At 34.8% G+C, this 16,905-nt stretch carries 31 protein-coding genes and 1 pseudogene; 30 read left to right on the top strand and 2 right to left on the bottom strand.

Annotated features, from left to right (window positions below):
- Positions 1 to 11 precede the first annotated feature (11 nt).
- The 10 genes from MHI42_RS06065 (at position 12) to MHI42_RS06020 (ending at position 4,748) form a co-directional block, all read left to right on the top strand.
- Positions 12 to 533, top strand: a complete 522-nt coding sequence (locus tag MHI42_RS06065; protein WP_342423141.1) for a siphovirus Gp157 family protein — start codon at positions 12 to 14, stop codon at positions 531 to 533.
- Positions 534 to 626: 93 nt separating this feature from the next.
- Entirely contained in the window at positions 627 to 863 is a 237-nt protein-coding gene (locus tag MHI42_RS06060; RefSeq protein WP_342423140.1) for a hypothetical protein, read from the top strand.
- A 35-nt stretch (positions 864 to 898) separates the two neighbouring features.
- On the top strand, positions 899 to 1,102 hold the full coding sequence (locus MHI42_RS06055) for a hypothetical protein (RefSeq protein WP_342423139.1): 204 nt from the start codon (positions 899 to 901) through the stop codon (positions 1,100 to 1,102).
- Positions 1,103 to 1,136: 34 nt separating this feature from the next.
- Positions 1,137 to 1,316 (top strand): hypothetical protein, encoded by a 180-nt coding sequence (locus MHI42_RS06050; RefSeq protein ID WP_342423138.1) that lies wholly within the window; start codon positions 1,137 to 1,139, stop codon positions 1,314 to 1,316.
- A 23-nt stretch (positions 1,317 to 1,339) separates the two neighbouring features.
- Entirely contained in the window at positions 1,340 to 1,621 is a 282-nt protein-coding gene (locus MHI42_RS06045) for a hypothetical protein (protein ID WP_342423137.1), read from the top strand.
- Positions 1,618 to 2,310: a metallophosphoesterase family protein gene (locus MHI42_RS06040; RefSeq protein WP_342423136.1), complete on the top strand. Its 693-nt coding sequence runs from the start codon at positions 1,618 to 1,620 to the stop codon at positions 2,308 to 2,310. Before MHI42_RS06045 ends, MHI42_RS06040 begins: the two co-directional genes overlap by 4 nt.
- A gap of 19 nt (positions 2,311 to 2,329) precedes the next feature.
- On the top strand, positions 2,330 to 2,509 hold the full coding sequence (locus MHI42_RS06035; protein ID WP_342423135.1) for a hypothetical protein: 180 nt from the start codon (positions 2,330 to 2,332) through the stop codon (positions 2,507 to 2,509).
- 80 nt (positions 2,510 to 2,589) lie between these two features.
- Positions 2,590 to 3,825: an HNH endonuclease signature motif containing protein gene (locus MHI42_RS06030; protein ID WP_342423134.1), complete on the top strand. Its 1,236-nt coding sequence runs from the start codon at positions 2,590 to 2,592 to the stop codon at positions 3,823 to 3,825.
- Between the two features lie 32 nt (positions 3,826 to 3,857).
- The gene (locus tag MHI42_RS06025; protein ID WP_342423133.1) at positions 3,858 to 4,307 is read left to right on the top strand and encodes a macro domain-containing protein; all 450 of its coding nucleotides are present in this window, start codon (positions 3,858 to 3,860) and stop codon (positions 4,305 to 4,307) included.
- 213 nt (positions 4,308 to 4,520) lie between these two features.
- Positions 4,521 to 4,748, top strand: coding sequence for a hypothetical protein (locus MHI42_RS06020; protein ID WP_342423132.1), 228 nt, complete (start codon positions 4,521 to 4,523; stop codon positions 4,746 to 4,748).
- A gap of 59 nt (positions 4,749 to 4,807) precedes the next feature.
- On the opposite strand, the gene MHI42_RS06015 is transcribed toward MHI42_RS06020, so the two are convergent.
- The gene (locus MHI42_RS06015) at positions 4,808 to 5,932 is read right to left on the bottom strand and encodes a hypothetical protein (protein ID WP_342423131.1); all 1,125 of its coding nucleotides are present in this window, start codon (positions 5,930 to 5,932) and stop codon (positions 4,808 to 4,810) included.
- Positions 5,933 to 6,060: 128 nt separating this feature from the next.
- Positions 6,061 to 6,726, bottom strand: coding sequence for a hypothetical protein (locus tag MHI42_RS06010; protein ID WP_342423130.1), 666 nt, complete (start codon positions 6,724 to 6,726; stop codon positions 6,061 to 6,063).
- Positions 6,727 to 6,919: 193 nt separating this feature from the next.
- Between MHI42_RS06010 and MHI42_RS06005 the strand changes: the two are divergent.
- The 20 genes and pseudogenes from MHI42_RS06005 (at position 6,920) to MHI42_RS05910 (ending at position 16,813) form a co-directional block, all read left to right on the top strand.
- A pseudogene (locus tag MHI42_RS06005) lies at positions 6,920 to 8,146 on the top strand (DNA polymerase IV).
- Positions 8,143 to 8,499: a YolD-like family protein gene (locus MHI42_RS06000; protein WP_342423129.1), complete on the top strand. Its 357-nt coding sequence runs from the start codon at positions 8,143 to 8,145 to the stop codon at positions 8,497 to 8,499. The pseudogene MHI42_RS06005 and the gene MHI42_RS06000 overlap by 4 nt, the downstream one beginning before the upstream one ends.
- A 526-nt stretch (positions 8,500 to 9,025) precedes the next feature.
- Entirely contained in the window at positions 9,026 to 9,550 is a 525-nt protein-coding gene (locus MHI42_RS05995) for a hypothetical protein (RefSeq protein ID WP_342423128.1), read from the top strand.
- A gap of 47 nt (positions 9,551 to 9,597) precedes the next feature.
- Positions 9,598 to 10,122, top strand: a complete 525-nt coding sequence (locus MHI42_RS05990; RefSeq protein WP_342423127.1) for a hypothetical protein — start codon at positions 9,598 to 9,600, stop codon at positions 10,120 to 10,122.
- 40 nt (positions 10,123 to 10,162) lie between these two features.
- The gene (locus tag MHI42_RS05985) at positions 10,163 to 10,981 is read left to right on the top strand and encodes a hypothetical protein (RefSeq protein ID WP_342423126.1); all 819 of its coding nucleotides are present in this window, start codon (positions 10,163 to 10,165) and stop codon (positions 10,979 to 10,981) included.
- A 33-nt stretch (positions 10,982 to 11,014) separates the two neighbouring features.
- The gene (locus MHI42_RS05980) at positions 11,015 to 11,608 is read left to right on the top strand and encodes a hypothetical protein (RefSeq protein WP_342423125.1); all 594 of its coding nucleotides are present in this window, start codon (positions 11,015 to 11,017) and stop codon (positions 11,606 to 11,608) included.
- Positions 11,598 to 11,783 carry a hypothetical protein gene (locus MHI42_RS05975; protein WP_342423124.1) on the top strand — a complete coding sequence of 62 codons (186 nt, stop codon included), beginning with the start codon at positions 11,598 to 11,600 and terminating at the stop codon, positions 11,781 to 11,783. Before MHI42_RS05980 ends, MHI42_RS05975 begins: the two co-directional genes overlap by 11 nt.
- A 35-nt stretch (positions 11,784 to 11,818) precedes the next feature.
- Positions 11,819 to 12,031 (top strand): hypothetical protein, encoded by a 213-nt coding sequence (locus tag MHI42_RS05970; protein ID WP_342423123.1) that lies wholly within the window; start codon positions 11,819 to 11,821, stop codon positions 12,029 to 12,031.
- A 19-nt stretch (positions 12,032 to 12,050) separates the two neighbouring features.
- Positions 12,051 to 12,515: a hypothetical protein gene (locus tag MHI42_RS05965; RefSeq protein WP_342423122.1), complete on the top strand. Its 465-nt coding sequence runs from the start codon at positions 12,051 to 12,053 to the stop codon at positions 12,513 to 12,515.
- 55 nt (positions 12,516 to 12,570) lie between these two features.
- Positions 12,571 to 13,038 (top strand): hypothetical protein, encoded by a 468-nt coding sequence (locus tag MHI42_RS05960; RefSeq protein ID WP_342423121.1) that lies wholly within the window; start codon positions 12,571 to 12,573, stop codon positions 13,036 to 13,038.
- Between the two features lie 38 nt (positions 13,039 to 13,076).
- Positions 13,077 to 13,250 (top strand): hypothetical protein, encoded by a 174-nt coding sequence (locus MHI42_RS05955; protein WP_342423120.1) that lies wholly within the window; start codon positions 13,077 to 13,079, stop codon positions 13,248 to 13,250.
- Positions 13,251 to 13,257: 7 nt separating this feature from the next.
- Positions 13,258 to 13,449: a hypothetical protein gene (locus MHI42_RS05950; protein WP_342423119.1), complete on the top strand. Its 192-nt coding sequence runs from the start codon at positions 13,258 to 13,260 to the stop codon at positions 13,447 to 13,449.
- 3 nt (positions 13,450 to 13,452) lie between these two features.
- The gene (locus MHI42_RS05945; protein ID WP_342423118.1) at positions 13,453 to 13,854 is read left to right on the top strand and encodes a hypothetical protein; all 402 of its coding nucleotides are present in this window, start codon (positions 13,453 to 13,455) and stop codon (positions 13,852 to 13,854) included.
- Positions 13,855 to 13,917: 63 nt separating this feature from the next.
- A complete protein-coding gene (locus tag MHI42_RS05940; protein ID WP_342423117.1) occupies positions 13,918 to 14,208 on the top strand; it encodes a hypothetical protein in 291 nt (96 codons plus the stop codon).
- A gap of 45 nt (positions 14,209 to 14,253) precedes the next feature.
- The gene (locus tag MHI42_RS05935; protein ID WP_342423116.1) at positions 14,254 to 14,625 is read left to right on the top strand and encodes a DUF2513 domain-containing protein; all 372 of its coding nucleotides are present in this window, start codon (positions 14,254 to 14,256) and stop codon (positions 14,623 to 14,625) included.
- Positions 14,626 to 15,010: 385 nt separating this feature from the next.
- Positions 15,011 to 15,271: a helix-turn-helix transcriptional regulator gene (locus tag MHI42_RS05930; protein ID WP_342423115.1), complete on the top strand. Its 261-nt coding sequence runs from the start codon at positions 15,011 to 15,013 to the stop codon at positions 15,269 to 15,271.
- A gap of 35 nt (positions 15,272 to 15,306) precedes the next feature.
- A complete protein-coding gene (locus MHI42_RS05925; RefSeq protein WP_342423114.1) occupies positions 15,307 to 15,495 on the top strand; it encodes a hypothetical protein in 189 nt (62 codons plus the stop codon).
- 110 nt (positions 15,496 to 15,605) lie between these two features.
- Positions 15,606 to 15,830 carry a hypothetical protein gene (locus MHI42_RS05920; protein ID WP_342423113.1) on the top strand — a complete coding sequence of 75 codons (225 nt, stop codon included), beginning with the start codon at positions 15,606 to 15,608 and terminating at the stop codon, positions 15,828 to 15,830.
- The gene (locus MHI42_RS05915; RefSeq protein ID WP_342423112.1) at positions 15,827 to 16,558 is read left to right on the top strand and encodes a nucleotidyltransferase domain-containing protein; all 732 of its coding nucleotides are present in this window, start codon (positions 15,827 to 15,829) and stop codon (positions 16,556 to 16,558) included. The genes MHI42_RS05920 and MHI42_RS05915 overlap by 4 nt, the downstream gene beginning before the upstream one ends.
- A 33-nt stretch (positions 16,559 to 16,591) precedes the next feature.
- A complete protein-coding gene (locus MHI42_RS05910) occupies positions 16,592 to 16,813 on the top strand; it encodes a hypothetical protein (protein ID WP_342423111.1) in 222 nt (73 codons plus the stop codon).
- Positions 16,814 to 16,905 lie beyond the last annotated feature (92 nt).

The raw sequence follows: 16,905 nt of genomic DNA, 5'->3' as shown, positions 1-16,905 counted from the left end.
AGACGAGATTGATGACAAAACTATACGAGCTTGGAGATCAATACAGATCTTTTAATGAATTTGTAGATGCGGCATGGGATAATGTTGATATGACAGAAGATGACTTGCAAATGTATATTGATACGCTAGAAGCAATTGAAGACGAACTCAATAGTAAAGTTGAGAATATTACAAAGTTTATGAAAAACATTGAGGGTGATATTGAATCCTTTAAATCAGAGGAGGCACGACTTGCTAAGAAGCGCAGATACCTTCAGAATAAATTTGATGGGCTTAAAGCATATATGCAGAGTATACTTATTGCTAATAAGATCGATAAGGTAAATGCGGGTACTTTTAAAGTAAGTGTGCGTAAAACAAATCCGTCTGTTGGGATTTTAAATGAAGCAAAGATCCCGGCTGAGTTCAAAGTTGCACAGCCCCATAAACTGGATTCAAAGGCGCTTCTTGCTGCTTTGAAAAAGTTGGGCGAAGGTGAAACAATTGATGGAGCTACACTTATTACTGATAAAAAACATATCGTCATTAGTTAAAAAACTAAAAATAATAATATACATAATATACAAGATGATATAATTGACTCATGCAGGGTCAGTTATATCATTTTTCTGTAGAGGGAATACATAATGAGTGAACGAAAGCTCGGTCAAGATTTTGAAGAGCTGATTGAAAGGGCGAAGCAGAACCCAGAAATAAAAGCAGCTTTAGATCAGCCATATTATAAAAGTAGAGAGGAGATACTTGCATTAGCCGATAAGTGGGAAATTGAATATGAATTGGATAGCGACAACCCGGGGATTTTCATGGAAGACGAAGAAGGCATGGACAGGAAGGTTAGTATAGAGGATTTACTGTTTCTTTAAAATAGTTCTTTCATGGGGAAAAGGAGGTTTTAAACTTGTCTGAAGCAGAAGTTATTATGAGACGAAAAGCGAGAAGACTTAAGAATGCACAACTCAGACTTTCATACATAAAGTCGGATATAGCTCATTCAGATATGGATAAGAAAATGAAGGACTATGTTTTAAAACAAATTGACAAATTAAAGTTATATTTAAATAACGATGATAAGGAAGACAATCAATGGAACAGAAATAGATGATCAAAGGTCTATTTCATAAGGAGTGAAGAATGAGTTGAGAAAAATATCTGAGACGCAGTATAAGAAAATAATTGAGATGTTCAACGATCAAGTGGATAAAGAAGTGAGTGCTATGACAACAGTGTTATCTTCTTGGGGTAGAAATTCCGAAGTTTCAGGACTGGTTAATGCAGCAAATGATAAGAAAGATGAATTCATGAAGTTGTTTGAATAATATCTACTTCTGGAGGGTGTAAAATGAAGAAGGAAAAATTCGAAAGACAACAAGCACAGAAACTGGCAAAGAAAGAACATCAAAGACAAGACTACATAAATAATTTATCAACAGTGATGCTTACACCTGTTGATAATCAGATAATCAAATACATAAAAGAATATCGTTGGGAATGCCCTAATCATGATGGAACTTTTACTTTTTCTATGAAGATTAATGAGCAGTGGGGGCATCCTGTGGAGTTCGTATTTTGCGGAGTTTGTTGTAAGTATCACAATTATATTACTGAGGAGGAAGCGGTTTGATCTACATAACAGGTGACATTCATGGATCAGTTAGTGTAGCCAGTCGATTCAATACCAAGAACTTTCCACAAGGCAGAAATCTGACTAAACAAGATTACGTTATTATTGTCGGAGACTTCGGATTGCTCTGGGCCGATGATGCTGAAGATCGTTTCTGGATAAAATGGCTCACAAATAAACCTTGGACTACTCTATTCATAGATGGAAACCATGAAAACTTTAATCTCCTGGAATCTTATTCAGTCTCTGAATGGAATGGTGGAAAAGTTCATCATATTACACCGAGTATAATCCATTTAATGCGCGGCCAAGTATTTGAAATTGAAGGAAAGAAATTCTTCGCTTTTGGTGGAGCTGCTTCACACGATAAAGAACATAGAAAGGTAAACATATCATGGTGGGAACGAGAGATGCCCAACTATGCGGAGTATGAGGAGGGACTGAGAAACCTTGACAGGAATCATTGGGTAGTTGATTATGTCTTGACCCATACATGTTCTAATGACGCTCTACAATGGATTGTGCAGCGCTTTAAGATTAAAGTTGAAGTAGATAAAATGCATAAGTATTTCAATGAAGTTAAGTTCAAGTTGGAATATGATAAATGGTTCTTTGGGCATTTCCATCATGATGCCGAATTGCCTGATAATCAAAGATTGCTGTACAACGACAGGGTTAGAATTCTGTAATAAGGGTGGGGATAGTTTCATGGACGATTTTAAAAATTTGTATGACAACATTGAAGCAGAAGAGTTTAATATACAGACAATGATAAAAGAGTTTGAAGTGGTCTATGATAAGAAAACAAATGATTTTAGAAAGGAATTTGAAAGTAATGGTTGTGAAGGCAATGCAGACGAACAAATTTGGTATTTGATAAGTAGGTAAAAGGCACGTTTTATCAAGTTTTAGTTTCGAATCGCATATGCTAGTATAAAGACATATATTGGTATAGGGGGGATTTTGAAATGGAAATAGAACTGGTTAGCAAGGAAAGCCAATTGATAGAGAACGCGAAAAGGTTATATAGTTATCGAAATGGGATACATAGAGAATTTTATGTGAACTTGATCGCCAGAGGCGCAACTTTTGTAGTAGTTCAAGTTAATGATGAATTTATATTTGCTCCAAGTAGATTTGTTGGATATATAGATAACTCCTTTGAGAAATACGAATATGTTTCTCAAAAGACGGATAGTGGATTTGATGGTAGAACCACAAATCAGAAAATCTCAAAATTGCTTGGGAAAGACAGAGAAGACGCACTATTAGATGAGGAGTACTTGCGCTATTGTGAAAAGAATGAGATTGCACCAAACAATAAAAAACGTAAATATTGGCCCATGATAGTTGAGAATAATAGATCCATTGGTGATCCATTGGATTTATTTGATTCCTCGAATATTAAACCAATTACTAAACTTTCAGACATCATAAAAAACATTACTAGGGTACACAATGGCCTTGACTCAAAAATGACGGATTATTACAGAAATATAATTTATAAAGCAGAAAAAATTGTAGCTTTGAGTGTGAACGACTCATACTTTTTTGCACCTGCATTATACGCTGCTTTTACTGGTTATCAAGGCAATAACTTCATGTACTTAGAGTTGGATCAAGATGAATCAGAGAAAATTATTTCTGGACTACTAAACCAAAAGTTTAAAAAAAACCATCGTTTGGATGAACGGATTTTCATGTATTTGAAAAACACAGAAAAGAACTTTAAATATGCAATGCAAAGAGAATATTGTTACATTGATCTTGATGAATCAGACTACAAGTCTTTTGAACAATCATCTGAAACAGAAGAAAACCCAACAGAAAAAGAGAGAAATGTTAATACAAGAATAGGTCAAATAAAATTTAGATCGGCACTAATATCTAAATGGGGAGAATGCTCGGTCACAGGCTGTAAAACAATTGGTTTGCTTCGAGCATCTCATATCAAACCATGGATAGATAGTAATGACTATGAACGGCTAGATGTTTATAATGGCCTATTACTTATCCCTAATTTAGATTTGCTGTTCGACAAGGGGTACATTAGTTTTGACACAGAGGGAAGAATTCTTATTTCTAAAAAGCTTGATGAAAAAACAATGAAGATCATGAATGTTCATGATGGTATGTATGTATCTTTGTCATATGATCATCAGAGGTATATGGAATATCATAGAGAGTTTATATTTAAATCCTAGGCATTTTAAATGAAATTAAGGAGTGAAGTAAAGTGATAAAAATTGTTGAAGGCAATCTTCTTGAAGCGTCTGAGGATATCATAGGCCATCAGGTCAATTGTCAATCAGTGATGGGATCAGGCATCGCTAAATCCTTAAGAGATAAGTACTCTGAATTATACCCTTCCTATAAGCAGTTCTGCCAAAATCACAACTCACACGAGCTGCTTGGTAAATGTCAAATTGTTAAAACCGGCGACAAATACAGTGCCAATTTATTTGGACAATTGAATTATGGCAGACAGAAGGTTAGATACACGGATTATGATGCTCTGAGAAGCGCTCTAGTGAGCCTGAAGAGGCTTGCTGTAGATCACGATAGAACTGTTGCACTTCCCTGGATGATTGGTTGTGGTTTGGCTAATGGGGATTGGAATGTGGTTTATAAGATAATTGAGGAAGTATTTGAGGATTATGAAGTTAGTTTGTATAAATTGAAATGAGGGAGAAAGATGCCATACATTAAAAATAAGGATCTCGAACTATATCTGAAGTATTACTATTTTGCTGGATGTGTTACTGGCTATGGCTTTGATCATGAGTTAAGTCTAACGGAACAAGAAGAGAAAGCATTTGAGGAGTATCACAACAAAACAAAAATAGAAATATATAAGAAACGATGAAATGAACATTTCGTGGGGAAAAGGAGAACGAACATGAAGGACAAACACGGCTTAAGTCAGTATCGGCTAAATCATGCTAAGAGTTATGCTCAGAACTTTCTTGAAGCAGTAAATAAAATTGAGATGATGTGCCAGATGTCGGAACAAGGACTTGTTGATTATGGTGTTGCAGAAGGATTTATTGCTAGAAACATAAACGAACTCGATAAAAATTGGGAATATTTCAAAGGGTACATTGAACAGCGTGAAGACATGCGCTAAAGGAAGATAACCTATATATAATGAAAAGAGAGCGGGAATAATCCGCTCTCTATGAAACTTTAATATTTAGACCAAGATTCAAGGTTTCCATTATAAAAGTGTAAATAGGTATTTCCATAAATCCATTGTTCAATTCGAGTATTTTTACTGGTATAAGAATTTATATCATTTGGCCCGCCCCAGGATAACAGTACTTGCTCAGGGGTCATACCAACGGATATCTTTTGTTGAGCTATTTTATTCCACATATCCGTAGACCAACCAGGATAAGTTGATTTGGGATTCTCAGTGTAGAAATTGCTCTTTATACTTTCAAAAGGGTCATTCTTAATTGGGATTTTAAAAGTTACAGAAGCCCCACCATTACGTTTAGCAGCAATAAGTATTTCCCTGCCTTTAATTTTAACAGATGTAAAGTACACTTTTTCGATATTAATTAAAGGATTGGATGAGGGTAATTGTGTTTTATCAGCCCAATAATATTTCCCATTGTATCTAGCATTAATAAGCACGGTATCAAATTCAGTGCAAAACGAATCTGGAACTTCACTTATAGCCAACTCTTCAATAACTTTTCCATTTTTGAGTTGTATTTTAAAATTAGTTAAGCCAGAAATGGATTTTTCCATGCTAATAACCCACCCAGATATATCCTCATCGTAAACATACACTTTTTTACCCATAAATGATTTATGAAAGTCGTAAGTCACATTATTAATTTGATTGATTAGATTTTTTGATTTTGTCTCACCGTCAGCACTGCTCCACAAGAATAGAGAATTTGGATCATAAACATACTTTCCTGTAAAGCCAGTAACTTCGTATAACTTATTGAGAGTAATGTATGTAGTATTGTCATACAAAAATGTATCAGTCTGATTTATCGTCGATGTTTTGTTCTCTGTTTTTATAGTTATAGGGTTTGAAAAATTAACTGTTACTTTTGGTAATTCATTAAGCAGTTTAAGTGGAATATATGTGCCACTATATTTTGAAGTATCAATATTAAATGTTTTCTTAGGGGAAATAATAATTTGTCCATTAAAGAACACTGCTATCTCATCTGAGACATACGAGTCTGGGGGAATAACTTTTGATGAGGCTTCAATTCTAGTGGAGCAAGAGAAAAAAATAAGTATTATTAAGAAAGCAATGACTGAGGTAGGAATATTCTTTTTATACACTTGATTATCACTCCAAATGGTAATTTTAGTATGGTTATAAAATACCATATAATTTAGATTTATGAAATGAGATTGCAGAAAGGCGATGAAAATTGGGATTTTATAGGCTGAAAAGCCTCAAAATAGGCTCATTCAACATACTGCTGGACTGCTTCAACTAGCCTATTTAAAACTTCAATTGAGGTATTAATTATAGCTTGTGAAAAGTTTTCTAAAAATATGAGTTCATGATACGGATTAAGCGTTACAGTTCTTAAATCGCTCTTTCCAATGTCTTTTATTTTATAATGAAGCTCTTTATGGTGAACTGGATGTATCGATCCATTGTCATGAATTACTCTATTCCTTATTTTTATATAGAAGATTAAGTCTTCCCACGCAGAAATTTCATAAAGTGGTTTCATCGGGATTACTTCGTCTATGCTCTGAATAATGTTCTCAATTGTACTGTTTTTAAATCTCTTATTTTTGTATCCAGTGATTTTTAGGTTAGAGTTTTCTGTTATTGCCCTATGTATCTTGAGAAAAGTTTTTTCAAGGTTTGTTATGCTAGAAGTCAAAATTGAAGATCTGAGCAGATTTGGATATTCTGTATAGAGTTCCATTGCTCTACCACTATTATTATCCCAGAATTGTTCTTGCGCCTCTGGTGAATATTTTCTAGATATATCGTTTAATTGTTGCATGTAGTCATCAGTCATTTTTTTTATTAAGACTTCCATATCTTCCGAATATTCATTAAGTTTATCGAATTGAATTCGTGCCAATGCATACAAAAAACCTCTAAAAATCATATACTCAAAGCCTCCATTCATAATTTATATGTTTTAATATAACAGATAAGGAACGATAATAAAGGAAAACCCTTGTTTAGAACACTTGAAATATTATAAGTGATAAATTACCTTTTGCTTTAAGAACGTGTGTTCGGTGTATGATAATATTGACGAATACACATACACACGTTCTCACAAAGGGTTTTTTTGCATGGAAAAGAAGCAGAGGATCGTCATGCTGATTGACATGCAGAGCTTTTACGTAAGTATTGAAAAGTCAAAGCATCCAGAATACAAAGATAAGCCATTAGTTGTAGCGGGTGATCCAGCTAAAAGGTCAGGGATAATTCCTTAGCTAAGACTAGAGGTATAAAGACTGCAGAAGGTCTTTGGGAAGCTATAAAGAAATGTCCTGAGTTGGTTGTGGTGCGGCCCCACATGCAGGAGTACATTAATGTGTCGATGCAAATTGTTGAGATAATTGAATCATTTACTGACTTGGTTGAGCCATATAGTATCGATGAAATGTTTTGTGAGTTTCCAGGCTCGATGCATTTATTTGCTGATAATGCTTATGACTTGGCAAAGCAAATCCAAGCGAAAATATATAGTGAAACTGGAATTTACGCGCGCGCTGGAATTGGTGAGAACAAAATCTTAGCGAAGTTATGCTGTGACATGATTGCCAAGAAGATTCCTGGTGGAGTATTCGAGTTGAAGAAAGATGAGCTGGGTCAATGAATCTGGGATACTCCAGTTAGAGATATGTGGGGAATCGGCTCAAGAATGGAAAAACACTTATGGAAGATGGAGATTTTCACAATTGGTGATTTAGCTAAAACACCTTTAAGTGTGCTTCGTAAGAAGTGGAGAGTCAATGGTGAAGTCATTTGGAAAACAGCAAATGGCATGGACAACTCTCCAGTATCTGTTAACACTCACATCTGCAGAAGGATATAGGAAACGGCATGACACTGCCCAGGGATTACTATCTCGGGAGCGATATAGAAGTTGTGTTATTGGATATTTGTACGTAAGTTTGTCGCAGAGCAAGGAAAAAGGGGCTTATGGGGTCGGTTATATCGGTAGGCATAAGTGGCATTGATTTTGATCAGAAAACTGGTTTTCATCGACAAGTTAAGATAGCAGATCCAACAAATATTACTTTAGATGTATATAAAGTGGCTAAGAAGCTGTTTTATGATTACTGGGATAGACAGCCTGTTAGGAGAGTTGGAGTGTCCCTATCTGACTTGTTTGAGGATGAGACCTACCAGTTGACCCTGTTTGATAATAAAAAGCATATGAGGCCGTGGATAAGGTTATGGATGACATTAAGGACCGCTATGGAGATATAGCCATTCTTAGAGCTAGTCCATTAACGGACGCTGGTCAAGCCGTTGAAAGAGCAGCTAAAATAGGAGGTCATTACAAATGAGTAAGAAGCTGCAGGGCAATGGAATATGGGAATCAAGTAGAATGATGTTACCACAACATAAAGAGAGGATAAACGAACATAGGACGGCTTTGCAGAAGATTGTGAAGCCAACACTACATACAGACGAAATTGAAATAATTAATCAGAATATTTCTCTCTCCTTAAGTAATCGTGAACTAATTAAGGTGAAGATTTTTGGAGAGTATGAATATAGAGATATTATTGGAGTTGTAAAGTCAGTTAGTGGAATTTCAAACAAATTTAAAATTGAAATTGAGGATGGCTATGAATTTGTAGACTTTAATGAGGTCTTGTCGGTTGAGTTAATAGAATATGGGATAGATTTAATGTAAGGAGAGAATTATGGTGCAGATACCAACTGAAGAGGAACGCGAATTAATTAAATTACATTTAATAATGCCGTTTATGCTAGATGTACTCTAAGACAACATTAAGGCTACAAAAAACTCGCAGCTAAGATTTGGCGAGTTTTTTGTTTTGCATATGTAATTGTTAATGGATAAAGTGAGTCAGGAACACTTTGCAATCCGTCAGGAGCTAAGCAAAAGGGGAATCAAGATAATTGACCAGGCATGACAGAAATGAGCTTAGAGCTGATTTTATGCCGTGGATTTAAAGGAAGGAACGAAATGCTTATGGCTAGAATTAAGGCTGAACTAGAAATGAAAATTGCAGAGTATTTGAACATTGATTTATTGAGGTTAAGGAGGTAAAAGCTCGATCAAACTAAATATAGATATATACAATATAAAAATAATAGTGTATTGTAGTATATGAAAGAGAGGTAAAATTTAACTGGTTAACGAATACATATTGTGAGAAAACATTATATATCTGAGGTGATTTTTTTTGAACACGATGAGTTTTGATCACATATTTAATAATTTTGAACGCAATCTAATCGTAATTGATTATTGTAGACAGAACAGACATACTAGTGCGTTGTTGATTTTGGTCTATAGCAGTATTGATGCTATGGCTTCTTTGACAGTAGAGCTAGATAGAGAGGTACAACGTCAAGATTTTATTGACTGGATTAACAATTATTTTATTAATGAAATACCTGCACACAATATTGATGCTATTTCATTGTACGCAGCTCGTTGTTCAGTGCTTCACTCCCTAGGAAGCATTTCGAGGTTATCTAAAGACGGTCGAGCGCTTGAAGTAGGTTATTATTGGGAGAGTGGAGACTTGAAAGAACTGCCTGGAACTCTAAACAGGGTATTAGAGGGTGAACTGATTCTAATCGAAATTAACGATCTTGTGGAAGCTTTTAAAAAGTCAATAGAAAACTTCAAAAGCGCTATATTACAGAATCAACAATTGTCTACTACGGTTCAAAACAGAGGATTAAATGTTTTTTATGGTCATGGATTATAATGGTGATATAACCCGATCAAATAATACTTTCATGAGGAATGGATTATATGAAAAAGAACGAGAAGATGCCAGAAGAAATTAAAAGAAAGATCTCTAAAACACTAACGGGGCATGCAGTATCAGAATCAACACGTGAAAAATTGCAGATTGCATTTTTAGGTGTTCCAAGAGATCCAGCAGTTGTAGAAAACTTAAGGAAAAAGCTTAAAGGAAAACGTAAGGGGATAAAATTTTCTGAAGATCATAAAAACAAATTGAAAAAGGCTCGACAGAATTTATTGAATGATCCAGTTAAAGGTGCTGAGATAAGAAGAATAGCAAAGGAGACAGCCAGACTTCCTGATTCTGTTTGGGAAGAAGATAGTTTGGTTAAGCGGCGCGGAGAAAATCATGGTATGGCAAAGTTGAACTGGAATAAAGTTGATGAGATAAGAGATATGAAGAAAAATGGGATGACGAACTCTCAAATTCATGAAGAAGTATCAGCAACCTATGATGTTGCATTGTCAACTATTAAAGCAATAACCACCTTTAGGAACTGGAAACCAGAGAATAGACCATATAAGCATTAAAAGCGGATGAAACAATTCTTTTGTGAGGAGAGGAAAGATCGTGAGTAGTTCCTTTGACTGGTATGGAACAGGAATAAGTGCATTAATAAGTTTGGGATTGAGTTTAGTGACTTTTTCTCTAGGGGTTCGATCCGGGAAAGAAAGAACTGAGAGACTAAAGTTGAGAGAGAAATATAGAGAGATATTTGCTCATTTCAATAAGCTTAAAGAAGGAGTTGAAAATTATAAACCGATTAGCTGGGATAAGTTCTATGATTCGAAGACTCGGGAGTCAAAGCCATACTGTCGAGAACTCGTAAAGAACGGTGAGAGTTTAGAGCTATCAAGATCTCTATTTCCAAAAGTCGTAGACTTGGAAGAAAAAACATTGGGATTCGGATGGAAGTTTACTGAATTGTCAGAAAGCGCTGGCGATATTGTAATTGATGTATTGGAGAGAAGGGGAGTTTCTCTTAAAAAAGAACAATACAGAACAATAGTAGATTTTGAAGAAGGTAATAATGAAAGAGCCTCATACTATGAATTGAATCCAGTATTGTTAATGTCGGAAGAAAAACGTAACGAATGGAACCAAACGCTAGAAACGAGTGAAGCTGGTATCAACTTTACGTATTTGTATGAATCTAAAATCAAGTATTCAATTTATTTAAAAAAGAGCGACTTAATTAGGATAGGCTTACCTGATCTAATAAATCAAATCGGAGAACGAATATATAATGAAAATTTAGAACTAATTGAAGAGCAGAAGGCACTAATTGCAGAATTAAAAACCGTGCTTAAAAAAGTATCTAAATTAGCAAAGGAGCCGCACTCTTTTTGGGGAACGATAGGAAACACATTTAGAGACTTTTTTAGATGAAGTGAGTCTTTTACAAAAAAAGGAGTGGATTGTTTGCTGTGTGGATGGCTAGTTGTTGAAGAAAAACGCCCGAATAATTCAGACAGACAATTGCTTGTTGTGGCAAATGACGAAGACGAGGCACGAACTATTTCGGAGTTTGATCTAGATAAAATAGCCCATGTTATAAAATGGGATGGCAGAAGAAAGTTTTGGTACGGAGCAGGAGACTTTTCAATCGGTGAATATATTTCAAGGTTTAGCAATAGACCACATATTATTGATACTGATATGTTTTGTGATGTTGAATACTTATTAAAATCAAAGAAGAAAAAGAAAACAGTTAAAAAAACGGACAGTATTACTCTTGATGAAGCAATTAAGGAAATAAGGGGAATCATTAATAATACAGATGAATACATCAATGTTCCTGAAGAAATACAGAATGCAATTAGAAAAGCAGCGGAATATCGTGCGAATGCAGCCACTTATGAAGGTATTATTGAAGCGTGGTTCGATTCAATTGGTGCCTCTGAAGATGATGGGTTTAGAGATACATACATCGATTGTGTGCAACAAAACTATAACCCTGATGAGGCGATTAGACGCTTTGAAAATATGATTGAAGAGGATAACTATGATATCTGATGATCCTATTCTACATATTAATAAGGCTAAAGGTTACTTGAGGGTTGCTGAACATAATTCAAAAGAACGATCAAAATGGGCAATTGAAAGCATCGAAGAGGCAATATGGGAACTAGAACGAGCAAGAGATGCTCTTAAGAAAATACCACAAGATCATAAATGGGACATAAATTAACATGAAATTAGCCTTTCATGAGGAGATGAGCAAACATGTATAATGAAATTGCACTGTTTATTACCGATCATTTTCAAGTAAATAGAATTAATGTGGCCGCTACTATGGGAGTCTTCGCAGATGAAGATGGACTCTCTGAAATCATTGGAGAAATCGAAACCAGCTACTCTATCAAATTAAATGATTTAGAAAATGTTGCAGAAATGAAGATCCACGATTTTATCATTGCTGTTACAAATAGATTATAACATTGGGAGTGCTGATTAGATGGATATTCTTATTACTGTCTTTATTGCACCCGTAGTTGTTGCTGCCATTATTTCTGCCATTGTGTCAAGGTCGAATAATAACAAAACCATGTCTCTTAAATATATAACTGAAGAAAGAGCAGCGTGGAGAAAGGAAATTAAAGAAACGGTGTCGATGCTATATTCAGGAGATTATGGGAAAGGTGATCGTCCCACCCTGAAGGAATTAACAACTTTACTAATACTAAATCTAAATCCTCTCCAAGAAAAGGAGAATAGGCTTGACTTGCATATAATTAAATTATTAAAGGCTATAGAAAGTGGTAATGATAATATGGAAAACTTAGAAGATCTTAGAGATTGTGTTGGCATCCTGTTGAAACATGATTGGGAAAGATCAAAGAATGAAACCATGTCGTTTTTTACACGACTTCCAAAAAAGGAATATGAGAAGAGAACATTACGAGAATATTATTCAGAATGATAGCTCAAGATACAAACTGATAAAACCAATCTTTCATAAGGAAGGAAGCGAACAAATGATAGCAGGTATAGATAATCTCATGGATATAAAACCCCTCATTATTCGGATGCTGAACGAGGTCAATATCCCCACAAATAGTGAAGACATAAAGATAATTGATAGGGGAATACCTCACAAATCTACCTTTAAAGAAGGCAATATGTACATATACACATTTCATTATAATAATCAGTTTTTAAAAATCGGGAAAGTTGGGGGAAAAAGTAGGGCTAGATTCTATAGTCACCATTACAACCCTTCGCACACAGGCAGCAATCTGGCTAAGTCTATTTTAAATGACCACTTAATGAAGCAATATAATCTTACTGAAGCTACAGTAGGGGAATGGATTAAGAAGAATGTAGCGAGAGTAGATTTTGAAGTTAATTCGCAGTTGGGCATATTTGCGCTTAATCTAATTGAGTCGATCTTGCACTGTTTATTTCCGCCTAAGTATGAAGGCTTCGACAATCAGAGATTGTGAAATGTGAATTTCATTTAGATCATTAGGAGTGAATGAAAATGAAAAAAAGAAAGTGGGTTGTTAAATGCCCTGCTTGTAATGAAGAAGAAGAGGTAGAACTGGACGATGAATATACAGAAGAGGAACTGTATGAAAAGAAGATGTTGATTATTGATTCAAAAATAATCTCACACTGTGGGTCATGCCGAATTAATGGTAAGAGAGGGCTGTGATCCATTTATGAAGAAAATTAGAATCATAAATACAGACAATACCAAATGTTTTACTGTCGGAAAAGAGTACAATGTAATTGGGGAAAAAGATATTTCTGATGATGGATACAAATGTGAGGTTGTAATTGTAATTGATGATGAGGGAGACGAATTTCATATCTGCAATCAACAAGAAGCAACCTATGAAGTGATTAAATAAAATATGACTTTTACATACAAAGGAGAGAGTTTTCTGAAAAATAGCTCTATTGTACTTTATGGCCTTGCTGCTGGTTATATTTTGTTGGCCCTAGCTTCGTTAAAATTTGATGTTCCTAGTAACTATACTGCTGCTGCTGCCGTAATTGCTTTTTTTCTATCGGTTTTTGATTTTTTTAATATTACAAAAGAATTCACAAAGAATAATATAGGAAGAAAAATTCAAAGCATATTAGCATCTTCAACTTTGATATTTATAGTGATTTTAACGATTTGTTTATCATATTTGTTTGATGAGTTTCTCGATAAAGAATATGTAGATGTTATTAGTAACTATGTAACCTATGCAGCAATTGGAGTAGTGTTTATAACCAAGGGAATGGAAAATAGACATAAAAAAGATTGATAAAAGTGGCATTTATCGACTTGAGTTGAGTTTTACTATACTAAATAATAGGGAGACGATTTTATGGATAAGCATTCTGCATGGGAAAGACTGTATCTGGCCGTTGAATCACTAGCTAGTGGAGAAGGAGCAATTTTGTCACGACTAGAAAATGTCTATATGTCCCACATTCTAGCTTTGAACGAAAATGAATTTCAAGATGAAAAGGCAAAAACGTTATTCAAAGCAATAGTTAAGCCTATTGAAGATGGGAAAATGAGAAAAGGACAAATATTCGATCTTTCAAATGAAGAGGCGCGCCAAATTTCAAAAAACATTGTTTCATTGTTTATTAATATTATTGACCAAGATTGAAAACCTGATAAAACATACATTTTATGAAGAATGGTGGGGGGATATATGAAGAGAGACATGGATCTAATTATCAAAGTATTGAAGTACATAGAAGAACACAATACGGCTACCAATAGTATAGTTGTAGAAATCGAGGGTCACGAAAGTGTTGAGGATCGTGAAATTGTACAATATCAGGTCAAACTACTTAAGGATGCTGGATACGTTGAGGCTAAAGGAGGTCTAAATCCTTTTGAATTTTACGTTAGGAGTATGACATGGGAGGGGCATGAATTTCTTGATGCTGCTAGAAATGAAGTTGTTGTTAGTGAAGCTAAAGAGATTGCAAAGAAAAAAGGAATGGATTTTTTGAGTCTGCCTTTTGAGATAACAAAGGCATTGTTGGTAGATGTTGCGAAAAGATCTTTGTTCGGTTAAGCACGTAAATACTAAAATTAGCCTCGGAGGGATTGAGTGAAAATGAAAACAGTTATCTATTGTAGAGTCGGAAACAAATCACAAACAGTTGAAGTTCAAAAAAAATTCTGTATGCAAGCATTAGACCAAGGCGATGAACTTGTTGAATATTTGAGGATATAGGCTTCAGTGTTTAGGTTTTGATAGTCCAAGTTTATTGCAGCTCATGGAAGATGCAAGCGAAGATAAATTCGAAAAAGTTTTGGTATATGAACCCTCTAGGCTGTTTTGTAATACATCTAAGATATTGGAATTTAGAAACGGATTAGAACAAATGGGAATTGAACTGAAGTCTGCTAAGGGCGATTTTGAGGACTTGCATATCAGTATAAAATGAGGTGAAAATATGGGTGAGGAATTCAACTCAGAACAATTCTATATATTAGTGGGCAAGAACATAGAAAAATATCGCAAGCTTCAAAATGACACTCTGGAGTCTCTGGCTGGGAAAATGGGTCTGACAAAGAAAACAATCCATCGTTACGAGAACGGAGTCATTATGATAGATATTGAAAGATTAATACAAATTGCATCTGCACTAAACACATCTGTAGCGAAACTGACTGATGGGATTTTGATTTTTGACAAGACAAAGATGGTTAGATGAAATTTTCCTTTGACCAGAATATGGAGGTGAACGAATTGGTTACATACAAGTATATGCGTTCTGGAGGGTATGAAGAGATGCAAATCAAAACTATTGAGAGGGCTATGGGGTTGGCTGCTCTAAATTTTAGAGAGAATGTCGAACCAATTGAGATAGTTGACGACAACACAACATATTCAAAAGTAGAAATAAAGAACTATATTCGTCAGAACAACATTATTTAAGAGTTGATAAATTCTTTCTTTCAACAGGAATATTTTACCGCAAGATACTTTGAATTAAATAAAGTATTATTGAGAGGTAAAATAAACCAAATTGATTGGAGAGAATTACTATGAATAATAAGACAGCGAAGATTCAACTGGCTACATATAATCAATTTGGCGAATTTAGCTTCTATGTTGAGCGTGAACAGATCCAGAGTTACTTAGACAGTAAGTTGTCTGAAATGGAAGTCGATAAGTTTCTTGAAACATGTACATTCAAGGATACGAGAATGTTGTTTGATTGGATCAAAGAAAACTCTGTAAGAAAGGCAACAGAACAGGAGGAAGAATGAAAGTACACAACAGAGAGGCAGTTTTCAAAGCAGTATCTGGAAGCAAAAATAGAAATCTAAATGATGTGAATTCAGACAGAGATGTGAAATTCTTTGTGCTGCCAACATTTGAGGATCTGTATTTAGGTTCTCTTTATAAAAATTTTCAAGCCACAGAAGCCGAAGATATTGAAATTCATGATGTTAGGAAGCTAGGAAATTTGCTCATCAATTCAAATTTAACTTTCCTGGAATTGCTCTATTCGGTTGAAATAGATACGTATGGTTATCCAGAAATTGAACAGTTAATTAAGATGAGAGACAGAATTGCTACGATCAATTTAAGAAGCCTATTTAATAGCTGCTTTGGTATGTATAGAGGACAGATGAAGGATCTTACAACTCCAAACTCAGAATCACAGAAAGTTTTAATTGCTAAATACGGATACAATACGAAGAAGGCCATGATGTCACTCCATTTTTTATCGTTTTTAACAAAGTTTTATGTTTCTGATTTTAAAGATTTTAAGGGCGCAATCACATATGATGGCATTGGCAGAGAATGCATGATGGATATTAAACATGGGAAATATTCTCTCGATGAATTCAGAAAAATGGCAAACATTGACGAAGAGGTAGCTTTAGACCTAGAACAGAAATATTATGATGTACCTTTTGATAAGGAAACAGAACATCAACTTAGAACACTTTTACATAGGCTCGTTAAGAATCATTTGAAAACAATTTAAAAGTTTACTTTCACAGACAAAGGAGATATAAAGATGCAGCTTTATCAATTTTGGTGGTATGGAGCATATGAGGGAGAAACAGGAGAGCCTTTGGCTCATGAAAAGGTATTTTCCAGGGAAGACTTAGCAGGATTTATAAAAGAATCGAATTATATGTCAAGCATCGAAAAACTTGAGAAGTTCTTAATTGAAGAAAAAGGTTTTTACAAGCCCAATTGCATCAGGGTGGATGCAGATGATCCACTAAAAGATTGATAAAAGCTTGAGTTCATTAAAAATAAAAATATGTCATCAAACACCGTATTGTGTTATCTTGGCCTTGTGGCGATTCTATTACTCGGAGGTTA

This window comes from Paenibacillus sp. FSL E2-0178 (assembly GCF_038593005.1).
In the GTDB taxonomy this organism is placed as follows: Bacteria; Bacillota; Bacilli; order Paenibacillales; family Paenibacillaceae; genus Paenibacillus_AQ; species Paenibacillus_AQ phytohabitans.
The sequence above is the reverse complement of the archived record's forward strand: the minus strand, read 5'-3'. Positions and strand labels throughout refer to the sequence as shown.